Annotated in this window: 18 protein-coding genes; 8 read left to right on the forward strand and 10 right to left on the reverse strand. The window is 70.7% G+C overall.

Translation table 11 applies throughout. The features are described from left to right. Positions 1-23 precede the first annotated feature (23 nt). Both ACIBF5_RS21925 and ACIBF5_RS21930 read right to left on the reverse strand, forming a co-directional pair. Positions 24-1,217 carry a CaiB/BaiF CoA transferase family protein gene (locus tag ACIBF5_RS21925; RefSeq protein ID WP_396814416.1) on the reverse strand — a complete coding sequence of 398 codons (1,194 nt, stop codon included), beginning with the start codon at positions 1,215-1,217 and terminating at the stop codon, positions 24-26. 28 nt (positions 1,218-1,245) lie between these two features. Further along, a complete protein-coding gene (locus ACIBF5_RS21930; protein ID WP_396814418.1) occupies positions 1,246-2,226 on the reverse strand; it encodes a Bug family tripartite tricarboxylate transporter substrate binding protein in 981 nt (326 codons plus the stop codon). Positions 2,227-2,396: 170 nt separating this feature from the next. Here ACIBF5_RS21930 and ACIBF5_RS21935 point away from each other — a divergent pair, with 170 nt between their 5' ends. Next, positions 2,397-3,956 (forward strand): ATP-binding protein, encoded by a 1,560-nt coding sequence (locus tag ACIBF5_RS21935; protein ID WP_396814420.1) that lies wholly within the window; start codon positions 2,397-2,399, stop codon positions 3,954-3,956. Beyond that, positions 3,953-4,627: a response regulator gene (locus ACIBF5_RS21940; protein WP_396814422.1), complete on the forward strand. Its 675-nt coding sequence runs from the start codon at positions 3,953-3,955 to the stop codon at positions 4,625-4,627. The genes ACIBF5_RS21935 and ACIBF5_RS21940 overlap by 4 nt, the downstream gene beginning before the upstream one ends. A gap of 19 nt (positions 4,628-4,646) precedes the next feature. On the opposite strand, the gene ACIBF5_RS21945 is transcribed toward ACIBF5_RS21940, so the two are convergent. The 8 genes from ACIBF5_RS21945 to ACIBF5_RS21980 all read right to left on the reverse strand — a co-directional run bounded on the left by ACIBF5_RS21945 (position 4,647) and on the right by ACIBF5_RS21980 (position 14,707). Beyond that, positions 4,647-6,197, reverse strand: a complete 1,551-nt coding sequence (locus ACIBF5_RS21945; protein WP_396814424.1) for a tripartite tricarboxylate transporter permease — start codon at positions 6,195-6,197, stop codon at positions 4,647-4,649. Next, a complete protein-coding gene (locus tag ACIBF5_RS21950; protein WP_396814426.1) occupies positions 6,194-6,802 on the reverse strand; it encodes a tripartite tricarboxylate transporter TctB family protein in 609 nt (202 codons plus the stop codon). The genes ACIBF5_RS21945 and ACIBF5_RS21950 overlap by 4 nt, the downstream gene beginning before the upstream one ends. Next, on the reverse strand, positions 6,802-7,878 hold the full coding sequence (locus tag ACIBF5_RS21955; RefSeq protein ID WP_396814428.1) for a Bug family tripartite tricarboxylate transporter substrate binding protein: 1,077 nt from the start codon (positions 7,876-7,878) through the stop codon (positions 6,802-6,804). Before ACIBF5_RS21955 ends, ACIBF5_RS21950 begins: the two co-directional genes overlap by 1 nt. Positions 7,879-8,202: 324 nt before the next feature. Next, positions 8,203-8,799 (reverse strand): C40 family peptidase, encoded by a 597-nt coding sequence (locus ACIBF5_RS21960; protein ID WP_396814430.1) that lies wholly within the window; start codon positions 8,797-8,799, stop codon positions 8,203-8,205. 657 nt (positions 8,800-9,456) lie between these two features. Further along, complete coding sequence (locus ACIBF5_RS21965; RefSeq protein ID WP_396814432.1) at positions 9,457-11,559, reverse strand: alpha-galactosidase; 2,103 nt, start codon at positions 11,557-11,559, stop codon at positions 9,457-9,459. A gap of 99 nt (positions 11,560-11,658) precedes the next feature. Further along, the gene (locus ACIBF5_RS21970; protein WP_121160352.1) at positions 11,659-12,483 is read right to left on the reverse strand and encodes a carbohydrate ABC transporter permease; all 825 of its coding nucleotides are present in this window, start codon (positions 12,481-12,483) and stop codon (positions 11,659-11,661) included. Further along, entirely contained in the window at positions 12,480-13,418 is a 939-nt protein-coding gene (locus ACIBF5_RS21975) for a carbohydrate ABC transporter permease (RefSeq protein ID WP_396814435.1), read from the reverse strand. The genes ACIBF5_RS21970 and ACIBF5_RS21975 overlap by 4 nt, the downstream gene beginning before the upstream one ends. Next, a complete protein-coding gene (locus ACIBF5_RS21980) occupies positions 13,418-14,707 on the reverse strand; it encodes an ABC transporter substrate-binding protein (protein ID WP_396814437.1) in 1,290 nt (429 codons plus the stop codon). Before ACIBF5_RS21980 ends, ACIBF5_RS21975 begins: the two co-directional genes overlap by 1 nt. 164 nt (positions 14,708-14,871) lie before the next feature. Here ACIBF5_RS21980 and ACIBF5_RS21985 point away from each other — a divergent pair, with 164 nt between their 5' ends. From ACIBF5_RS21985 to ACIBF5_RS22010, 6 genes are read left to right on the forward strand one after another with little or no spacing between them, the layout of a single operon-like run. Further along, positions 14,872-15,618 carry an SDR family NAD(P)-dependent oxidoreductase gene (locus tag ACIBF5_RS21985; protein ID WP_396814439.1) on the forward strand — a complete coding sequence of 249 codons (747 nt, stop codon included), beginning with the start codon at positions 14,872-14,874 and terminating at the stop codon, positions 15,616-15,618. A 59-nt stretch (positions 15,619-15,677) separates the two neighbouring features. After that, a complete protein-coding gene (locus ACIBF5_RS21990; RefSeq protein WP_396814441.1) occupies positions 15,678-16,388 on the forward strand; it encodes a FadR/GntR family transcriptional regulator in 711 nt (236 codons plus the stop codon). Beyond that, complete coding sequence (gene dgoD, locus ACIBF5_RS21995) at positions 16,385-17,533, forward strand: galactonate dehydratase (RefSeq protein WP_396814443.1); 1,149 nt, start codon at positions 16,385-16,387, stop codon at positions 17,531-17,533. The genes ACIBF5_RS21990 and dgoD overlap by 4 nt, the downstream gene beginning before the upstream one ends. After that, entirely contained in the window at positions 17,527-18,423 is an 897-nt protein-coding gene (locus ACIBF5_RS22000; protein WP_396814445.1) for a hypothetical protein, read from the forward strand. Before dgoD ends, ACIBF5_RS22000 begins: the two co-directional genes overlap by 7 nt. Then, complete coding sequence (locus ACIBF5_RS22005; RefSeq protein ID WP_396814447.1) at positions 18,420-19,058, forward strand: bifunctional 4-hydroxy-2-oxoglutarate aldolase/2-dehydro-3-deoxy-phosphogluconate aldolase; 639 nt, start codon at positions 18,420-18,422, stop codon at positions 19,056-19,058. The genes ACIBF5_RS22000 and ACIBF5_RS22005 overlap by 4 nt, the downstream gene beginning before the upstream one ends. Beyond that, the gene (locus tag ACIBF5_RS22010; protein ID WP_396814449.1) at positions 19,055-20,014 is read left to right on the forward strand and encodes a sugar kinase; all 960 of its coding nucleotides are present in this window, start codon (positions 19,055-19,057) and stop codon (positions 20,012-20,014) included. Before ACIBF5_RS22005 ends, ACIBF5_RS22010 begins: the two co-directional genes overlap by 4 nt. Positions 20,015-20,045: the final 31 nt, after the last annotated feature.

Below are 20,045 nucleotides of genomic sequence, written 5' to 3' on the forward strand. Positions count from 1 at the left end.
CCAGCACCGCGCCGCCACGCGCGTCAGGCGACGGCCTCGCCCCGGCGTAGTCCCGCGATGTCGCTGTCCGAGCGGCCGAGTTCGGCCAGGATCTCGTCCGTGTGCTCGCCCGGCTGCGGCGGCGGGCGGCGGATCGCGGCCGGCGTACCACTGAACCGGGGGGCCGGAGCGGGCTGGACGGCACCGGCGTGGTCGACGAAGACCCCCCGCGCACGCAGGTGCGGATGGTCCGGCGCCTCGTCCCAGTCCAGCACCGGAGCGACGCAGGCGTCGCTCCGCTCCAGCAGGGCGGCCCACTCGTCCCTGGTACGAGTGCGGAACAGTTCCGCCCAGGCGGCCCGGTCGACCGCCCAGCGCCGTGGGTCGAACCGGTCCGCGCCACCACCCGTGGGTGGCTCGAATCCGGTCAGGTTCACCAGTTCGGCGTAGAAGCGTGGCTCCAGCGCCCCGACCGCCACGAACCGGCCGTCGGCGCACTCGTACGTGTCGTAGAAGGGGGCACCGCCGTCGAGTAGGTTCCCGCCCCGTTCGCCCGGCCACATGCCGAGCCGACGCAGACCGTGCAGGGCGGTGGAGAGCACCGCGGCGCCGTCCACGATGGCGGCGTCGACCACCTGTCCGGCTCCACCCGCCCGTACGTCGAGCAGGGCGCAGACCACGCCGAAGGCGAGCATCAGTCCGCCCCCACCGAAGTCGCCGACCAGGTTCAGCGGCGGCACCGGTCGCTCGTCGGCCCGTCCGATCGCGTGCAGGATCCCGGTCGGCGCCAGGTACGTCAGGTCGTGTCCGGCGTACGCGGCGTTCGGTCCGTCCTGGCCCCAGCCGGTCATCCGGCCGTAGACCAGACGCGGGTTCACCGCGTGGCAGTCGCCCGGTCCCAGGCCGAGTCGTTCGGTCACCCCCGGACGAAACCCTTCCAGCAGTACGTCGGCGTTGCGTACCAGATCGAGCACGACTCGGCGGCCGGTGTCGGTCTTCAGGTCCACCCCGATCGAGCGGCGGCCCCGGTTCAGCAGGTCCGGGTGGGGGGTGCCGAACCGCTCCGGGCGTACCTCGGCGGCACGGTCCACCCGGATCACGTCCGCTCCCATGTCAGCCAGCATCATCGCGGCGAACGGACCCGGCCCGATGCCGGCGAGTTCCACCACCCGAAGACCCCTCAGTGGACCGCCGGACGGACCGGCGGGAGAATCGACGACGGGGTCTTGGTCGGACATTCCGTCACGATAGGCGAGCGCCCGAAGATCAGCCCGCTCCGGCGAGCCCGAGTCCGCCGAGCAGATGTGCCAGGCGCTCGTTCTCCGCCCGCAGGAAGTCACCGAACGCCGGCCCGTCGAGGTAGGCGTCGGTCCAGCCGTACTTGGCCAGGGCTGTCTGCCACTGGGGCGAGTCGTGCAACCGGGCGACCGCGTCCCGCATCCCGGTCACGTCCCTCTGGGACAGCCCCGGAGGGGCGACGATGCCACGCCAGTTGCTGAACACCACGTCGACCCGCTGTTCGCGAAGGGTGGGGGCGAGGATGCCGGGGATCCGCCGCGCGCTGGTGACGGCGAGGACCCGCAACTGGCCGGAGTCGATCTGGTCGGCGTACTCGCTCCGCCCGGAAACGCCGAACGCGACCTGGTGGTGCAGGATCGCGGCGAGCAGGTCGCCTCCGCCGTCGTACTGCCGGTAGACGACGTCCCGTGGCCGGATGCCGACCGCGTCCGCGACCAGCATCGGTGCCAGGTGGTCCGGGCCGCCGGCCGAGGAACCCCCGCCGACCGGTACGGCGCCCGGGTCCGCCCGCCACGCAGTGATCAGTTCGGTCAGGTCGCGGTACGGGGAGTCGCGGGTGACCACCACAATCGCCGGTTCCTCGATCAGCCGGGCGATCGGTGTGGTGTCCTGCAAGGTCACCGGGGCGCTCTGGGCATACTGGCTGCCGACCACCCCGAGCCCCATCAACATCATCAGCCGTCCGTTGCCGCGTTCGTAACCGAGCCGGCGCAGACCGACCACACCACCGGCGCCCGGCAGGTTGAACACCTCCACGCCCCGGATCACGTCGGCGTCCTCAAGGGCCTTGGCCGCGATCCGCGCGGTGACGTCGTAACCACTGCCGGGCGCGTTCGGCACCAGCACCCGCACCTCGGTCAACTCGTCCGCTGGGCGTCCGGGTGCGCAGCCCGGCAGGACGACCAGCAGGGCGAGGCCGACCATGACGGCGCGGCGCGGCGGTCGCATCCCCGGTCCCTCCTCCCTCGCGGTATTCGCCGATCCTGCTCGCCCGGCGGCCACTTGTCATCAGCCAGGGCTCGGGTAGTTTGCGGTTGACGTCGGCGCCGGTCAGGCGGACGCTTCCCACCATCCCCACCCGGGTCCGACGCGGTCGTACCCCTGGCAGAGGAGGAGCGATGCGTCAGCGGATGTCCCTGGCCGGACAGTTCCTGCTGCTGCAGCTCGGCATCGTGCTGCTCGTCGTCGGCGCGGTCGCGGCGGTCTCGATCGCCGAGGCCGACGCGGCGTTCCGGCGCGACGAGGGCGCTCGGCTGCGGTCGGTGGGGGAGAACGCGGCGATCAACCGTACGGTGCGGCTGGGCCTCGGCGACCCCACCGGGCAGGAGGCGCTGGCCGCGGTGGCGGAGAGCGCGCGGGCGGTCTCCGGCGCCTCGTACGTCCTGATCGCCGACGCCACCGGCAGGCTCGTCACCGGCCCGGACGCGGGGGCGCCGGCGGTCCTCGGCGACAGCGACGGACTCGCTGGCCGTTCCTGGGTCGGTCTGGTCGACGACGGGTCGAAGGCGCTGGTCGCGCACGTGCCGGTGCTGGACGAGCGGGACGGCCGGTTCCTCGGCCTGATCGTGGTTGGCGACATCTACCCCACGCTGCCCGAACAGCTCGCCGCCGGGTTGACCAACCTGCTCACGTATCTGCTGCTGGGTGGGGTGCTCGGGGTGGCCGGGTCGCTGCTGCTGGCCCGCCGGGTGAAGCGGCAGACGCTCGGCCTGGAACCGGACGAGATCACCGGCCTGGTCGAGCACCGGGAGGCGATGCTGCACGGCATCAAGGAGGGCGTCCTCGGCACCGACGCCGCCGACCGGGTCACCCTGGTCAACGACGAGGCGGTACGCCTGCTCGGCCTGCCCGCCTCGCCGGTCGGCCAGTCGCTGCACGCCCAGCCGATGGAATCCCGGCTGCGTGACGTGCTCACCGGCCGGGTCAGCGGGGTGGACCAGATCGTGCTCAGCGACGACCGGGTGTTGGTGCTCAACCGCCGTCCGGTGCTGGTACGTGGTCGTCGGGTCGGTTCGGTGACGACGCTGCGGGACCGGACCGAGCTGACCGCCCTGCGCCGCGAACTCGACGTCAGCCGACACACCACGGACACGCTGCGAGCGCAGGCGCACGAGTTCAGCAACCGGTTGCACACCATCGCGGGCCTGGTCGAACTCGGAGAGCACGACGAGGTGGTCCGGTACATCACCCGGGCCAGCCAGGTGCACGAGGCGCTCAACCGGGACGTGACCGCGCTGATCCGGGATCCGGCGCTGGCCGCGCTCCTGATCGCGAAGGCGAGTCTCGCCGCCGAGCAGGGGGTGCAACTGGTCATCGCGGCCGACTCGGACCTGCCGACGGTCGACGAACGGCTCGCCGGTGACCTGGTCACCGTGGTCGGCAACCTGGTCGACAACGCCCTCGACGCGATCGGTCCGGGTGACCGGGTGGAGGTGGGGGTACGGGCCGGCGACGGCGAGGTGCGGGTCACCGTCACCGACTCCGGGGCGGGTGTGCCGCCGGAGCTGCGTGAGGAGGTGTTCCGGCAGGGCTACAGCACCAAGGACGAGGCCCTCGGACACCACGGCCTCGGTCTGGCGCTGATCCGGTTGATCTGCCAGCACCGGGGCGGCAGTGTCGAGGTACGCGGCTCCTCGTTCCAGGCCCGGCTGCCGTTGGCCGGGGCGGCGTCGGCATGATCCGGGTGCTGGTCGTCGACGACGACTTCATGGTCGCGAAGGTGCAGTGCGGCTTCGTCTCCCGCGTCCCCGGCTTCACCGTCGCCGGGGTGGCACACAGCGGTGAGGAGGCGCTCGCCGAGGTGGAGCGGCTCCGACCGGACCTGGTGCTGCTCGACATCTACCTGCCGGACCTGTCCGGGTTGGAGGTGCTGCGCCGGTTGCGGGAGGGTGAGGCGGTGGTGGACGTACTGGCGGTCACGGCGGCTCGGGACGTGAACACCATCCGGACCGCGTTGCGCAGCGGCGTGGTGCACTACCTGATCAAGCCGTTCGGTTTCGACGCGCTCCGCGACCGGCTGGAGCGGTACGCCGTCGCCCACCAGGGACTCTCCGGCTCCCGCGAGGTGGCGCAGGACGACGTCGACCGGCTCTTCGTGGCGCTGCGGCCGGCCCCGACCGACTTCCCGAAGGGGTTGACCCGGCCCACCGCGGACCTCGTCGCACAGGCGCTGCGCGCCGCCGACGGCGACCTCTCCGCGACCGAGTGCGCCGACCGTGTCGGCCTTTCCCGCGTCAGCACCCGGCGCTACCTGGAGCATTTCGTCGGGGCGGGCAAGGCCGAGGTGAGCCTGCGGTACGGCTCCGCCGGCCGACCGGAACATCGTTACCGGTGGACCGGCGGAGCCTGAACTCGCGCTGAGTCGTGGTTCAGTCGTCCTCGCCGAAGGCGAGCCGCTGGGTCGACGCGGCGGACCGGCCACGCAACCGCGCCACGATCCTCGGCAGGTACGGCACCAGCACCGCCAACACCACCAGCGAGAGCAGTACGGCGGTGAGCGGCCGGGTGACGAAGACGCTCAGCTCCCCGTTGCTGAGCACCAGGGTGCGGCGGAACTGCAACTCCATCATCGGACCGAGGATCGCGCCGAGGACGACCGGTGCGATCGGGAAGTCGTAGTGCCGCATGAAGAAGCCGAGCACCCCGATCCCGTACGCGATCAGCACCTGGTTGACGTCGGCCGAGGCGGCGTACACGCCGAGGGTGGCGAAGACCAGGATGCCCGCGTACAGGACCGGTCGGGGGATCTGGAGCACCTTCACCCAGAGCCGGATCAGCGGCAGGTTCAGCGCCAACAGCAGCACGTTGCCGACGTAGAGCGACGCGATCAGCGCCCAGACCAGCTCCGGTGACTTGTCGAACAGTTGCGGACCGGGTTGCAGGTTGAAGATCTGGAACGCGGCCAGCATCACCGCCGCCGTGGCCGAGGTCGGAATGCCCAGGGTCAACAGCGGCACGAGTACGCCGGAGAAGGCCGCGTTGTTCGCCGCCTCCGGACCGGCCACTCCCTCGATCGCGCCCTTGCCGAACTCCGCCCTGTTCTTCGAGCGGTGCCGTTCGTACGTGTAGGACAGGAAGGTGGGGATGTCGGCCCCGCCGGAGGGGAGCGCACCGAAGGGGAAACCCACCGCTGTTCCGCGCAGCCAGGGCCGCCACGACCGGGCCCAGTCCTGTCGGCTCAGCCAGCCGAATCCGCCCCGCGCCGGTTCGAGCGGTGTGACGTGTTCGGGGAGTTGACGAAGCCGGCTGGCCACGTAGAGCGTCTCGCCGATGGCGAACAACCCGACGATGATCACTACGACGTCGATCCCGTCGAGCAGCTCCAGCGTGCCGAAGCTGAACCGGGCCTGACCGGTGAGACCGTCCAGGCCGACCAGACCGAGGAAGAGTCCGAGGCTCAGTGAGATCAGCCCGCGTACCAGGGAACGGCCGACCAGCGCGGTGACGGCGACCATGGCGAGCAGGGCCAGGGCGAAGTAGTCCGCCGCCCGGAACTCGACCGCCAGCGCGGCGACCGGCCGGGCGAAGAGGGTGAGCAGCAGGGTGGAGATGGTGCCGGCGACGAACGAGCCGATCGCCGCCGTCGCCAGTGCCGCTCGGGCCCGGCCCCGTCGGGCCATCTGGTAGCCCTCGATCGCGGTCGCGACCGAGGCGGATTCTCCCGGGGTGTTCAGCAGGATGCTGGTGGTCGACCCGCCGTACATGGCGCCGTAGTAGATGCCGGCGAACATGATGAACGTGCCGATGGGGTCGTCCAGGTTGAAGGTCACCGGCAGCAGCAGGGCGATGGTCAGCGCGGGCCCGATGCCGGGCAGTACGCCGACGAACGTACCGAGTGTCACCCCGATCGCGGCGTAGAGCAGGTACTGCGGCTCCAGCACGGTGCCGAAGCCGCTCAACAGGTCGCCGAAGACGTTCACAGTGGCATCACTCCGGCGGGCAGTGAGATCTCCAGCAGTTGGGTGAAGCCGAGGTGGATGGCGACGACCAAGGGCACCGCCACCAGCACGTCACGGATCGGGCGGCGGCTCCCCAGGATGCGGGCCGAGGCGACGAAGAAGACCGCCGAGGCGAGCACGAAACCGAGCGGTTCGAGGACGAGGACGTAGCCGAGCAGCGCCGCGCCGAGCAGTGCCGGGGTGAGCCACTGTACGGGCGCGTCCGGCTCCGAACCCTCGGCCGGCTCCGGGTCCTGAGCCGGCTCCGAACCCTCGACGGCCTCAGTGGCCCCGGTCGGCGCGGTGGCCTCGCTCGGGTCGACCGGCTCGGTCGGCGGGCTGGTCCGGACGAGCTGACTGACCAGGTACCAGGCGGCCAGCACCACCCAGCCGGCGGTCACCACCAACGGCGCCAGCCACGGCCCCTCGGCGGAGAAGTCGCCGTCGGCGGAGTCGTACGCCGTCCAGCAGAGGAACGCCCCGGCGAGCAGCAGTACGAGACCGAGGATCCGGGGTCCCCACGGTGCCCGGGGGAGGGCGACCCGTGGGTCGACCTCCCCCGTGGTGTCAGTGGTCGGCGCGGTCATCAATCGGCCAGGCCGATCTCGCTGAGCACGTCGGTGATCCGGTCGTTCTCGCTCTCGAAGTACGCCTTCGCCTCGTCTCCGCTGCGGTAGAAGTCTTCCCACTTCTGCTCGGTCAGGGTCTGCTTCCACTGGGCCGAGGAGTGCAGGTCGTCGACGAGCTTGATGATGGCGGCCCGTTCGCCGTCCTTGATGCCGGGCGGCGCCACCAGGCCGCGCCAGTTCATCAGCTCGACGTCGTACCCGGATTCCTTGATCGTCGGGGTCGGCTTGCCGGCGCCGACGTCGATGCCGGTGCTGCCGGAGACCGCGAGTGCCCGCAGCTTGCCGGCCGCCACCAGGTCGGAGTATTCGCTGGCACCGGAGACGGCTGCGGTCAGGTCACCGGAGAGGAGCGCGGCCTTGGACTCGCCGCCTCCGGAGTAGGCCACGTACTTCATCGCCTTGGGGTCGGCGCCGGCCGCCTTCGCGAGCAGGCCGACCAGGATCTGGTCGGTGCCGCCGGCCGAGCCGCCGCCCCAGTTGATCGAGGAGGGGTTCGCCTTGGCGTCCGTCATGAGCTGTTGCAGGCTGGTGTACTTCGAGTTGGCCGGGACCACGATCACCTCCTGTTCGGCGGTGAGTGTCGCGATCGGCGTGACCTGGCTGAGCTTGACCGGCGACTTGTTGGTCACCACGCCGCCGATCATCACCAGGCCGGTCACCATGAGCTGGTGCGAGTCGCCCTTGTTCTTGGTGACGAGTTGGGAGAGGCCGAGGGTGCCGCCGGCACCGGGCACGTTGTAGACCTCGACCGACTCGGTGACCAACTTGCTGTCGGTGAGCGTCTTCTGTAGTGCGCGGGCGGTGCTGTCCCAACCCCCGCCGGGAGCGGCCGGGGCCATCAGTTCGATGGTGGTCGTGGGGTACTTCGCCGTGCCGCCGGAGCCGGAGCCCGTGTCGTCCTTGGCGCATCCGCCGGCCCCGAGGGCCAGCAGCGGTACGCAGACCAGCGCGGCGGCGCGGCGTCGGGCGCCTGCTGTCCGCCCGAACGGGCCGCTACGGGATCGGAGTCCCGCCGTGCCGCGAACCTCTGTCATCGCTATCTCCTCGACCGGGATGGGCATCTTGTTGCCGCAGCGTTTCCACTGGGTTGCGTAGATGGTTCCGGTCGAAGTGATGCCGGTCACGGTTGCGGTCGCGGAGTTTGTTGTGGTCTTTGTGGTCGTACCGAGGGACCACCGGTTCCACCCGCGAGTGGTGCCGATCCGGGATACGCAGATGGTGCCTGGGGCAGCATCGCCCCAGGCACCATCCGGTGCGGTGTTTCGGGTTGTCCTACCGGTGGCCGCCATCGGCGACCAGGCGATCCCGGCTCTGTGGAGTGTGCGTGGCGCGGCCGGTGCTGGCGGCCGGGGTCGGTGCTACAGGAACCGGTACGCGGTTCCGCCGCGAACCGTGTCGACCCGTACGCCCGTGCTGGGTTTGGTGGCCGCGACCATCTTGTTGTTGCCCAGGTAGATGGCGACGTGGCCGGGTGTGTGGATGACGTCACCGGGCTTCCACTGCCCGGCCGGGACCCTTCGGCCACGACTGGCGATGGCCCCGCTCTGGTGCGGCAGCTTGACTCCGACCCGGGCGTAGCTCGCCTGGACCAGACCGCTGCAGTCGAAACTGTTCGGGCCGGACGCGCCGTAGACGTACCGCTTGCCAACCTGGGCGAGCGCGTACGAGACAACCGTGCCGGCTGCGCCGGACGGGGGCTTGACGGTGCTCCCCGGCTTCGGGGTACTGGTGGACTTCTTCCGCGCCGGTGCGGTGCCGGGACTCGTCGACCTGGTGGACGTATCCCCGGTAGGCGCCTTTGCCTTCTTCTCCGCTGGCGTCGCTTTCGCCTTCGGTGGCGTCGTCGCCGTGGGCGGTGTGGCGGGAAGTGCCGGCGGAATCATGGGTTGCCGGTGCGCCCGGTCGGCGCGTTCGGCGGCGAGTTGTCGGGCCTCGGTCGCGGCCTGCGGGGCCACACTGGCCCCGACACTCGCGGGTTCTGGATCAGGTCGGGCCCCGATGGCTGCCGGCGGTAGCCAGAGGGCGGTGACGGTCAGGACGGTGGTACCAGCCGCGAATCGGTGCAGCGGATGCCGTACGTTCAGGATCGCTCCAATGTCGGCCCGGTGCTCACATGCGTATCTCGGGCGGGGTGGCCGAAGGTGCCGGCCACGGGCCCGAAGTACCGGGCGTTGCGGTATGGAAGTGTTCCGGCCGCAATGGGGGCCGTTCCGGACGCTAGGCGCTCATGCCATCGATCGCCTCGTGGCGTGAGCCGATTCACCCGTACCAACGACTTGTTCGACGGAACGTCGCGGGTTCCTGGCCGAATGGCATTCCAAACCACCTATAATGGTCTCTATTCGGGCAATCCTCAAGGGACGCGCCGAGAGCGGTGGCCCGATTTTCCCCGATATTTCCACGGAACCGGGCCGCCTCATGCCCCTCGTCCTGATCACCGACGAACGCGCGTCTGGCTCACGTTCGTCGGCGGACGCTACGGAACCCGGCGGAAGTTGCGTTTGCCCGGACCGAACCGCCGAGCGCCACCGACGTCCTCGGGCCCGTGGACGTAAGGAAGGGCCCCCTGTTATCGCATTTGGTATAACAGGGGGCCCTTCCTCACCCCGGTGTCAGATGCGGTGCAGGACGATCAGCTCCGCATCGTGGGTGGCGGTCCAGTGCACCGGCAGACCCACCGCTTGCAGGTGGCTGCCGGAGTAGCGGTGTTCGCCGCCCCGGTACGTGGCGACCGGGTCGAGCCCGTGCAGGGGCAGCCGGACCGGGCGCGACGGCAGCAGTCCGGCGCCGTCGAGCCGGCCGGTGTGCCAGGCCAGGACCACGACGCTCGCCGCGTCCGGTGCGGTGTACTGCACGGCGCACCGGGACTGGTCCGGGCCGCCGATCAGGTGCACGGTGCCGTGCACGATGATTTCGCGGATCTCCTTGTACCGGGCGATCCAGGTGGCCGCCTCGGCCCGATCCTGAGGGCTCCAGTGCCGGATGTCCGCCCCGATCCCGAGCACACCGGCCATCGCCAGCACGAACCGGAACGCCAGCGACCGGGGGCGCGGGTCGAAGAGGCCGGGCGCGTCGGTCACCCAGGAGCTGAGCAGGTGCGGCGCGTTGGCGTGGAGAAAGCCGTACTGGATCGCCAGCCGGTCCAGCGGGCCGGTGTTGTCACTGGGCCAGAAGACATCGGACCGGGCCGCCATCGCCAGGTCGGTACGCGCGCCACCACCGGCACACGCCTCGATCACCACGTGCGGGTGGTCCCGTCGCAGGTTCTCGTAGATGCGGTGCAGGTTCGCCACGTGCGCCCCGTCGAGGTCGACCCGGCCCGCGACGGGCACCTGGGAGCCCGTGCCCCGGCCCGGCTCCGTACGCGGCCGGTTGAAGTCCCACTTGAGATAGCTGATGTCGTGCTGGCGTAGCAGTCCGTCCACGGTGGAGTGAACGAACTCGGCCACCTCGGGCCGGCCCAGGTCGAGCAGGTACTGGTTGCGGATCGGGGTGATCGGGCGCCCCTCGATCGCGTACACCCAGTCCGGATGCTCGGCGTAGAGCGTCGAGCGCGGACTGACACACTCCGGTTCGACCCAGAGTCCGAAGTTGAGCCCGAGGGCGCGTACCTCGGCGATGAAAGCGTCGAAGCCGGCGGGAAACTTGGCCGGGTCGGGGGTCCAGTCGCCGAGTCCGCCGTGGTCGTCGGGTCGGCCCACGAACCAGCCGTCGTCGACCACGAAGGTTTCCACGCCGAGTTCGGCCGCGATCCGGGCGAGCGCGAGCTGGTTCTCCGCGTCGACGGAGAAGTAGGTGGCCTCCCACGAGTTGTAGAGGACCGGTCGCGGATTGAGCCGCTCACCCGCGAGTTGCCGCTGGTACTGGTGCCAGACCCGGGCCAGCCCGTCCAGCCCGTCCGGGCTGTACGCGCCGACCGCGACCGGCAGGCTGAGGCTCGCTCCGGCGGGCAGGTCCAGCGGGCCGTCGGGTAGGTGACGGCCGACGCGTACCCGGGTGAGGCCGCCGGTGTCCCGCTCGGCGGTGATCTCCCACGATCCGGTCCAGGCCAGCGCCACACCCCAGGTCGCGCCTACTGGCTCGGCCTGGTCGCGGATCGCGAGCCAGGGTACGTAGAGGTGGCCGGGCACGCCCTGGGAACTGCCGACGGTGAAGTTTCCGTGTCCGAGGTCGACGTGGTCGAGTTGGAACTCCTGCGCCCACTGGCCCCACTGGTAGCTGAGCCGGGCGCCGTGCGGGGTCGGTACGCAGAATCCGGCCGAGCCGGCCCGGACCACCCGCAGTACGGCGTCACCGGTGTTGGTCAGTTCGACCCAGCGGCGTACCACGTCCGTGCCGGCCGGAATCTCGTAGTGGACCACCGTGCGCAGCCCGCTGACCGGGTCGGCGAAGGTGACCGCGAGCCGATGCTCGTCACCGGTGGCCTCCTGGTAGTCCCAGGAGACACGCCGGTCCCCGGTGGCCGTCTCGACCACCAGGTCCGGCCCCGCGAAGGGGCGGGCGGCGTCGGTGCCGTACTCGACCGGTGCGCTGTCGCCCGAGGTGAGGAACGGGGTCGGCCCGTCGTAGCTGACCGGGGAGGGGCCGTCGCTCACCCCGTGCGGTCCCCAGGCGACCAGTTCCAGCCAGCGCCCGTGTGCCGGGACCGCGACCGTGTATTCGGTGCGGGCCCCGCGCAGCGTCCAGGAGCGCCCGGCCCACTCATTCCGGTTCATGGCTGGATCTCCCGCTGTCTCCACGGCCGTACCCACTCATTCCGGTTCATGGCTGGATCTCCCGCTGTCTCCACGGCCGTGCCCACTCATTCCGGTTCATTACTTGACGGCTCCGATCGCGAGGCCGGACACGAAGTGGCGCTGGAAGCGCAGGAACACCAGCAGGGTCGGCACGGCCGCGATCACCGTGCCGGCCGCGATGACGTTCCAGGACGAGACGAACTGGCCCTGGAGCGCCAACAGGGCGGGGGTGACCGGCATGTTGTCGTCCGTACGGAGCACGGTGATCGCCCAGAGCAGGTCGTTGAAGATCCAGGTGAAGGAGAGTGCGCCGAGCGCGGCGAGCGCCGGCCGGGTCAGCGGCAGGATCACCCGGGCGAAGATCTGTCCGGGGCCGGCGCCGTCGATGGTCGCCGCCTCCTGGATCTCGTTCGGCAGGTCCCGCATGAACCCGTGCAGGACGAAGGTGTAGAAACCGAGACCGAAGCCGACCTGGACCGCGATCAGCGCGTACAGGGTGTCGAAGGTCCCGGTCAGCTCACTGAACTTGCTCACGGGAATGAGCAGGATCTGCGGCGGCAGCAGGTTTCCGGCGAGCATGAGCAGCAGGATCGTGCGGCGCCCGGGAATCCGGTAACGGCTGAGCGCGAACGCGGCCAGTGCGGCGAGGACCAGACTGAGCGCGACCGAGGGCACGGTGACCAGCATGCTGTTGATCAGGGCGCGGAGCTCCCCGCCGTCGGTCCATGCCTGGCTGTACGTGTCCAGCGTGAACGAGTGTGGCAGGCTGCCGACCCCGTTCGCGGCGATGTCGTCGAACGTACGCGTCGACATGATCACGACCCAGAGGATCGGGGCGAGCCAGAGCAGGGACAGCAGGCCCATGCCCAGGTGGAACGTGCCGGTCCTTAATGCGCGGATCATGCGTCCTCCCGGAACGCGCGTACCAGGTAGCCGAGGATCACCGCGAGCGCGAGCACGAAGATGACCACGGCGATCGCGGAGGCGTAGCCCAGACGCAGGCTCTGGAACGCGGTCGAGTACATGTAGGTGCTCAGCAGTTCGGACGAGTGGTACGGCCCACCCTTGGTGAGCGACCAGACGATGTCGAACGAGCGGAGCGAGTCGATCACGATGACCGAGAGCACCACCGCGTTGACCCCCTTGAGCTGGGGGATGGTGACGTTGCGCAGCCGCTGCCAGTTGTTGGCACCGTCCATTTTGGCCGCCTCGTGCAGCGCGGGGTCGATCGCCTTGAGCCCGGCCAGGTAGAGCACCATGACGTAGCCGATCTGCCGCCACAGGGCGGGCAGGATCACCGCGTAGAGCGCGGTCTCCGGGTCGGCGAGCCAGGGCCGGATCAGGTGTTCCAGGCCGACCGCGCGCAGCAGTTCGTCGGCGACCCCGTCCGGCTGGTAGAAGACCCGCCAGACCAGTGCGGTCACCACCAGGGAGAAGACCACCGGGGTGAAGAGCGCGGCCCGGTAGAAGCCGACCCCCCGCCGTTCCCGCTGCAGGATCAACGCCATCCCGAAGCCGCCGATGACCGAGAGGCCACCGAAGAGCACCAGCCACAGCACCGTGTTGACCAGCGCGCCCCGGAAGGTCGCGTCCCCGGCCAACTCCGCGTAGTTGTCGAAGCCGATGTACGTGGGCGGTTCGAGGCCGTCCCACCGGGTCAGGGAGAACCAGAACCCCTGCAACGCGGGCCAGAACACCCAGATGCTCTCGACCGCGAAGGGTACGAGTACGAAGGCCACCAGCAGCGGCGACAGGGGCTTGCCCCGTCGCCGCCCCGGGCGGGTGTTGGCGGGTGCCGACGGCTCCGTCGCCAGCACCCGCTCGTCGACGGAAGTCATCAGCCCTTGAAGACCTTCTCAGCCCCAGCCTGCCATTCGCGCAGGATCGCGTCGATCTGGTCGGGCTTGTCGATGAACTTGGTCAGCGCGGTGTCCGCGGTCGGCTGGAGCGCGTCGCTGGAGTCGCGGTTGAAGAACTGGGTCAGCTCCTGTGCGCTCTCCAGCATCGCCTTGCCCTTGGCGACCAGCGGCGAGTCCGACGCCTTCGCCTTCGGGTTCGCCGGCAGCACGATGCCGGCGCTGGCGGCGACGTACGCCTCCTGCGCCTCGACCGAGGCCAGGTAGGTGAGGAGCGCCTTGGTGCCGGCCGGGTTCGCCGACTTGGCACTGGCGAAGAAGCCGTCGGTGGGGGCCTCCTCGGCCAGCGGCACCGCCGGGTCGATGATCGGGAACTGGAAGAAGTCCAGGTCGCCGAGGGCGTCCTTGGGGGCGGCGTCGGCGAAGAAGGTGCCGATCAGGAACATGCCGGTCTTGCCTGCCAGGAGCGCGGTGGTCGCCTCCTGGAACGGGTACGCCTTGCCCTTCGGGTCGAAGTACGGCAGCACCTCGCGCCACTTGGTGAAGACGGCCTTGACCTTCGGGTCGTCGAAGCGCTGCTTGCCGGCGAGCAGTTCGCGGTGGAACGGCGCGCCGTTGATCCGGATGTTCAGGTAGTCGAACCAGGCCGAGGCGACCCAGGGGGTGTCGCCGAGTCCGATGCCGATCGGCGGGATGCCCTTGCCCTGCAGGGTCTGGCAGAGCGTGACGAACTCGGCCCAGTTCTTCGGCTCCTGCACGCCCCACTTGGCGAAGTTCGACTTGCGGTAGAAGAAGCCCCACCAGTAGTTGTTCATCGGCACGAAGACCTTCTTGCCGGTCGTGTCGGTGGAGAGGGTGCGCAGCGACTCGGGGTAGTCGGCCATGCCCTGCCACACGTCGGAGACGTCCAGCAGCAGGTTCTTGCTGGCGTAGTCGTTCGCCACCGAGCCTGCGTACCAGGTGTAGAGGTCCGGCGGGTTCGCCGAGGTCAGGTACGTCGGCAGTTGGGTGCGGAAGGTCTCGGACGCGACCGTGTTGAGGCTCGCGGCGCCCTTGCCCTGCTTGTTGAAGTTCTCAATGATCTTCTCCATCGCGACCTTCGCCTGCGGGGAGGAGAGGTTCGACTGGAGGGTGATGGCGCTGTTACCGCTTCCGCTGGGGCTGCTGGCGGAGCTGGCGCAGCCGACCAGGCTGCCCGCTCCGAGCACGCCGAGGCCGGCCAGGCCGACGTGCCCAAGGAACCGGCGACGACTCGGATCGAAGTCGTTCACGGGGGTGTGTCCCTTCCTCAACGACACGGTGCGTGACAGGTCGCGGTGTGTCGGTCCTGTAAACGGTGTGAGTCAGAAGGTTGCATCTGGGTCCGGCGACTGTCAAGATTTCTTCGTAATTAATGATTTGATCATTCGAAGGTCGGCGGACGGTGAGCCAGCATATGCGACGGCTTGAAGGCAAGGTTGCCCTGGTCACAGGCGCAATCGGCGGAATTGGGGCGGCCACCGCCCGGCGGCTTGCCGCCGAAGGTGCAGCAGTCGGCCTGCTCGACATCCGCGATTCGGAAGTGCTCGCCGAAGAGATCAGAGCAGCCGGTGGGCGTGCACAATCGGTGATTACCGATGTGGCCGACGAGGCCGACTGGACCGCGGCCGTGGCCGCCGTACGGGCCGAGTTCGGCCCAGTGGACATCCTGGTCAGCAACGCCCACTTCAACGAACTCGCGCCCGCGCACGAGACCAGCCGCGAATCCTGGGACCGCCAACTCGCGGTCTGCCTGACCGGCAGCTTCCTCGGCGTCCGCGCCTGCCTTGACGACCTGCGGGCGAACCGGGGTGCGGTCGTGATCGTCTCCTCCGTACACGCGCTCGTCGGAATCCCGGCCCACCCCGCGTACGCGGCGGCCAAGGGCGGCCTGGTCTCGCTCGGCCGCCAGTTCGCCGTCGAGTACGGCCCCGAGGTGCGGGTGAACAGCGTCCTGCCTGGACCTATCCTCACCGCCGCCTGGGACCGGGTCTCCGAAGAGGACCGGGAGCGTAGCGTCGCCCAGACCGTCGCCGGCCGGTTCGGCACCCCGGACGAGGTGGCCGCCACGGTGGCCTTCCTCGCCTCGCCCGACGCGGCCTACGTCACCGGCACCAGCCTGGTGGTGGACGGCGGTTGGACCGCGATGAAAGCCTCGGCCTGAAACATCGATCCTGACGAGCTGAAACATCGATCCTGACGAGCGAGAAGGCACCCAGAGCATTGGCACAGTACGCACGCCGCGGCATCCATGGTCAGACCGTCGAGATCCTGGCCCGGCGCATCCTCGCCGGCGAGATCGCCGAGGGCTCCACCCTCAACCTCGCCGCCCTCCAGCAGGAACTCGACGTCAGCCTCACCGTGCTGCGCGAGGCGCTCAAGGTGCTCACCGCCAAGGGCATGGTGGACGCCCGGCAGAAGCGGGGCACCTTCGTCCGCCCCCGGTCGGACTGGAACCTGCTCGACGGTGACGTCATCCGCTGGCAGTTCGCCGACGGCGCCGACCCGCGTCTGCTCGACGCGCTGCACGAGGTGCGCAGCATCATCGAACCCGCCGCCGCCCGGCTCGCCGCGACTCGGGCCAGCACGACCGACCTGGCAAACCTGGACGGCGCGCTGACGGAGATGTCCGCCGCCGAGGGAGACCCGGTCGCCGCGGTCGGCGCCGACCTGAACTTCCACCGCGCGCTGCTCGCCGCCACCCACAACGAGCTGCTCGAACGGATGGAGGTCGTGATGGAGACCGGCCTCGCCGAGCGCGACCGCCTGGTGCACGGGGTCGAACAGCACGACGACCCGGTCCCGAGCCACCAGGCGGTGGTGGACGCGATCCGCGCCGGTGACGCCACCGGCGCGGAGGAGGCGATGCGGGGACTGCTGGACAAGGCCGTCCGGGATGTCGAAAAGGTACGTCAACAGAAAGGCACCCGGTGAAGATCAGCCGAATCGAAACCTTCCTCGTCCCGCCCCGGTGGCTCTTCTGCCGGGTCGAGACCGACGAAGGGTTGATTGGGTGGGGCGAGCCCGTGGTGGAAGGGCGAGCCGAGGTCGTACGCAGCGCGGTCGAGGTGCTCTCCGAATACCTCATCGGTGAGGACCCGCTCCGCATCGAACAGCACTGGCAGGTGCTCACCAAGGGCGGCTTCTACCGGGGTGGACCGGTGCTCTCCAGCGCCGTCGCCGGACTCGACCAGGCGCTCTGGGACATCGCCGGGCAGGCGTACGGCGCCCCGGTGCACGCGCTGCTCGGCGGACCCGTACGCGACCGGGTCCGGGTCTACTCCTGGGTCGGCGGGGACGACCCGAACGAGGTCGCCGAGGGGATCGCCGCCCAGGTCGAGGCCGGCATGACCGCGGTGAAGATGAACGCCTCCGGCCAGCTCTCCGCCATCCCCACCGCCGCCGAGGTGGCCGCCGTGGTCCGCCGGGTCGCCGCCGCCCGCGAGGTGCTCGGCGACGGCCGCGACGTCGCCATCGACTTCCACGGCCGGGCCACCGCCGCCGGGGTACGCCGGATCCTGCCGGAGATCGCCCCGTTCCACCCACTCTTCGTCGAAGAACCGCTCCTGCCCGAGCAGGCGCACCTGCTGCACGACGTCGTGACCGCCTCGCCGGTCCCGGTCGCCACCGGCGAACGCCTCTTCGGCCGGGCCGAATTCCGCACCCCACTCCAGGCCGGTGTCGCGGTGCTGCAACCGGACCTGTCGCACGCCGGTGGCATCTCCGAGGTGCGCCGGATCGGTGCGATGGCCGAGCCGTACGGCGCGGTGCTCGCCCCGCACTGCCCGCTCGGTCCGATCGCGCTCGCCGCCAGCCTGCAGATCGCCTTCTCCACACCGAACTTCCTGATCCAGGAACAGAGCATCGGCATGCACTACCACGGCGGCGGCGCCGAACTGCTCGACTACGTGGTGGACCCGGAACCGTTCCGCTTCGTCGACGGACACATCCGCCGCCCGGAAGCGCCCGGCCTCGGTATCACCGTGGACGAGGCGGCGGTCCGCGCCGCCGCCCGCGAGGGTCACGCCTGGCGTAACCCGATCTGGCGGCACGATGACGGGTCCTTCGCCGAATGGTGACGCCCGCCGAGCTGCCCGAGGCGCGGATTCCCCTCCGGGTCAGCTACGACCACCGCCTCGGCGGCCGTTGGACCAGCCTGACCGGCGGTGGCCGGCAGTGGCTCTGGACCGGCCCCGAACCGGGCCGCGACCAGGTGACCCCGGGCGACGCGTTCGTCGACGCGGGCGGGCTGGAGGAGTGCGTGCCGACCGTGCGGGGTCTGCCCGACCACGGCGACGCCTGGTCCCGACCCTGGCAGCCGACCGGTACGGACACCGCCACCGTCGAGTGCACCGACTTCACCCTCACCCGCCGGCTCACCGACGAGGACGGGGTGGTGGTGGCGGACTACCGGCTGCTCGCCGCCCCCGGATACCGGTTCGTCTGGGCCGCGCACGCCCTGCTCGACCTCTCACCGGCGGCCCGCCTGGTCGCGCCCGCCGGCACCCCCACCCGGCTCTACCCGGAGGCGGCCGACCTCCTACCCGAAGGCGCGTGGCCTGCGGGCCGGCCGTGGCACACCGCCGACTGGCCCACCCCGGCCGGGCTGCCGCTGGAACGGTTCGGACCGGACGACGGCACCGCCGTCGGCGCGGTGCTGATCGGCTGCGCCCGGCTCCAGGTGGTCGACGGCCCGGACACGCTCACCCTCGAACTCCACTGCGCCAACCAGCCCCGCGCCACCGCCCTCTGGCGCAACCTGCGGGGCTGGCCGTACGACCGGCCGTACCGCAGCATCGGCGTCGAACCGATGCTCGGCACCGTCTTCGACCTGGCCGAGACCGGTTTCGAAGCCGCTACCGACGCGGCCGGTCCCGGTGGCGACGCCGCCGTCGTACCGGCCAGCGGCGAAGTCACCTGGCAGCTCACCCTCACCGCCCACCGATCGCCCGGAGGCGACCACCGATGAACCTGCTCGACACCCTGCGTACCCACCGGCTGCTGGCGATCGTCCGGGGCGACGACCCCGAGGCAGCGCTCGCCACCGTGCTCACCCTCGCCGAGAACGGCGTCAACCTGATCGAGGTCTCGCTCACCAGCACCGACGCCTACAGGGTGATCAGCCGTGCGCGAGCCGCCCTCGGCGCCGACTACGCCCTCGGCGCCGGCACCGTACTCACCGCCGAACAGGCCGGGCAGGCCGCCGAGGCCGGGGCGACCTACCTGGTCACCCCGGCTCTCGCGCCGAGCGTCGAAGAGGCCGGCCGGCTCGGGCTGCCAGTGCTGGCCGGTGCGCTCACCCCGACCGAGGTGGTCCAGGCGACCACCGCCGGGGCGGCTGCGATCAAGCTCTTCCCCGCCTCGATCGGCGGCCCCGAGTACCTGCGCGCCCTGCGGGACCCGTTCCCGCGTACGCCGTTCGTGCCCGTCGGTGGGGTCGACGCGGCCAGCGCCCGTAGCTACCTGGAGCGGGGCGCGACGGCCGTCGGCGTCGGCTCGCCGCTGCTCGGTGACGCGGTCCGGGGCGGCGACCTCGGCGCGTTGCGCAAGCGGGTCGCCGACTTCCTGGTCGCGGTGGCCGAGGCACCCGGCGCGGCGTCGTGACCGGCGAGCCCCTGGGTGTCGACGTACTGACGCTCGGCGAGACGATGGCGGCGTTCCGCGCCCCGGCAGCGCTGCGGCTCGGTGGCACCGTCTCGCTCTCGGTCGCCGGTGCCGAGTCGAACGTGGCGATCGGCCTGGCCCGGCTCGGTCACCGGGTGCGCTGGATCGGTGTGACCGGTGCCGACGAGCCGGGCGAACTGATTCGCCGTACCCTTCGCGCCGAAGGCGTCGACCTGAGCCTGGCCCGGGTCGACCCGGACGCTCCCACCGGCCTGATCCTGTTCGAGGCGCGGGTCGGTGACATCAGCCGGGTCACCTACTACCGGAGCGGGTCGGCCGGCTCGCGGCTGAGCGCCGAGGACGTACCGACCGCCTTCGCCGCAGCCGAGCGGAGACCCCGGATCCTGCACGTCACCGGCATCACCGCCGGGCTCGGTGACCAGCCGTACGCGGCGGTGGTGGCCGCCGTCGACGCGGCCCGCGCCGCCGGCACCCTGGTCTGTCTCGACGTCAACCACCGCCAGCGGGTCTGGTCGGTCGAGCGGGCCGCCGCCGCGCTCCGCCCCCTGCTGCCCTCGATCGACCTGGTGGTCGCCTCCGACGACGAACTCGCCGTACTGACCGACCACTCCGATCCGGTCGCCGCGCTGCTCGCCGCCGGGATCCCCGAGGTGGTGGTCAAGCACGGCGGGCAGGGCGCCACCAGCCACACCACGCGGGGGAGCGTCCACACCGCCGCCCGCTCGGTGCCGGTACTCGACACCATCGGCGCCGGGGACGCGTTTGTCGCCGGGCTCCTCTCCGGCCTGCTCGACCGGCTCGACGTCGCCGACCGGCTCGACCGGGCGGTCACCACCGGTGCGTTCGCGGTCGCCACCCGAGGCGACTGGGAGGGGCTACCCACCCGCGCCGAGCTGTCGCTGCTCGACCACGCCCCGGGCAGCGCCGTACGCTGACCCGCTTCGACCCGTACCGACGTGCCGGGCC

Origin of the sequence: Micromonospora sp. NPDC050417, from assembly GCF_044458865.1 — a bacterium.
GTDB lineage: Bacteria > Actinomycetota > Actinomycetes > Mycobacteriales > Micromonosporaceae > Micromonospora_G.

Excerpts from the sequence above, each read along its gene's own strand:
- ACIBF5_RS21925 (WP_396814416.1), bottom strand. The coding sequence starts at position 1,217 with ATGTCCGACCAAGACCCCGTCGTCGATTCTCCCGCCGGTCCGTCCGGC.
- ACIBF5_RS21930 (WP_396814418.1), bottom strand. The coding sequence starts at position 2,226 with ATGCGACCGCCGCGCCGCGCCGTCATGGTCGGCCTCGCCCTGCTGGTC.
- ACIBF5_RS21935 (WP_396814420.1), top strand. The coding sequence starts at position 2,397 with ATGCGTCAGCGGATGTCCCTGGCCGGACAGTTCCTGCTGCTGCAGCTC.
- ACIBF5_RS21940 (WP_396814422.1), top strand. The coding sequence starts at position 3,953 with ATGATCCGGGTGCTGGTCGTCGACGACGACTTCATGGTCGCGAAGGTG.
- ACIBF5_RS21950 (WP_396814426.1), bottom strand. The coding sequence starts at position 6,802 with ATGACCGCGCCGACCACTGACACCACGGGGGAGGTCGACCCACGGGTC.
- ACIBF5_RS21955 (WP_396814428.1), bottom strand. The coding sequence starts at position 7,878 with ATGACAGAGGTTCGCGGCACGGCGGGACTCCGATCCCGTAGCGGCCCG.
- ACIBF5_RS21965 (WP_396814432.1), bottom strand. The coding sequence starts at position 11,559 with ATGAACCGGAATGAGTGGGCCGGGCGCTCCTGGACGCTGCGCGGGGCC.
- ACIBF5_RS21970 (WP_121160352.1), bottom strand. The coding sequence starts at position 12,483 with ATGATCCGCGCATTAAGGACCGGCACGTTCCACCTGGGCATGGGCCTG.
- ACIBF5_RS21975 (WP_396814435.1), bottom strand. The coding sequence starts at position 13,418 with ATGACTTCCGTCGACGAGCGGGTGCTGGCGACGGAGCCGTCGGCACCC.
- ACIBF5_RS21985 (WP_396814439.1), top strand. The coding sequence starts at position 14,872 with ATGCGACGGCTTGAAGGCAAGGTTGCCCTGGTCACAGGCGCAATCGGC.
- ACIBF5_RS22000 (WP_396814445.1), top strand. The coding sequence starts at position 17,527 with ATGGTGACGCCCGCCGAGCTGCCCGAGGCGCGGATTCCCCTCCGGGTC.
- ACIBF5_RS22005 (WP_396814447.1), top strand. The coding sequence starts at position 18,420 with ATGAACCTGCTCGACACCCTGCGTACCCACCGGCTGCTGGCGATCGTC.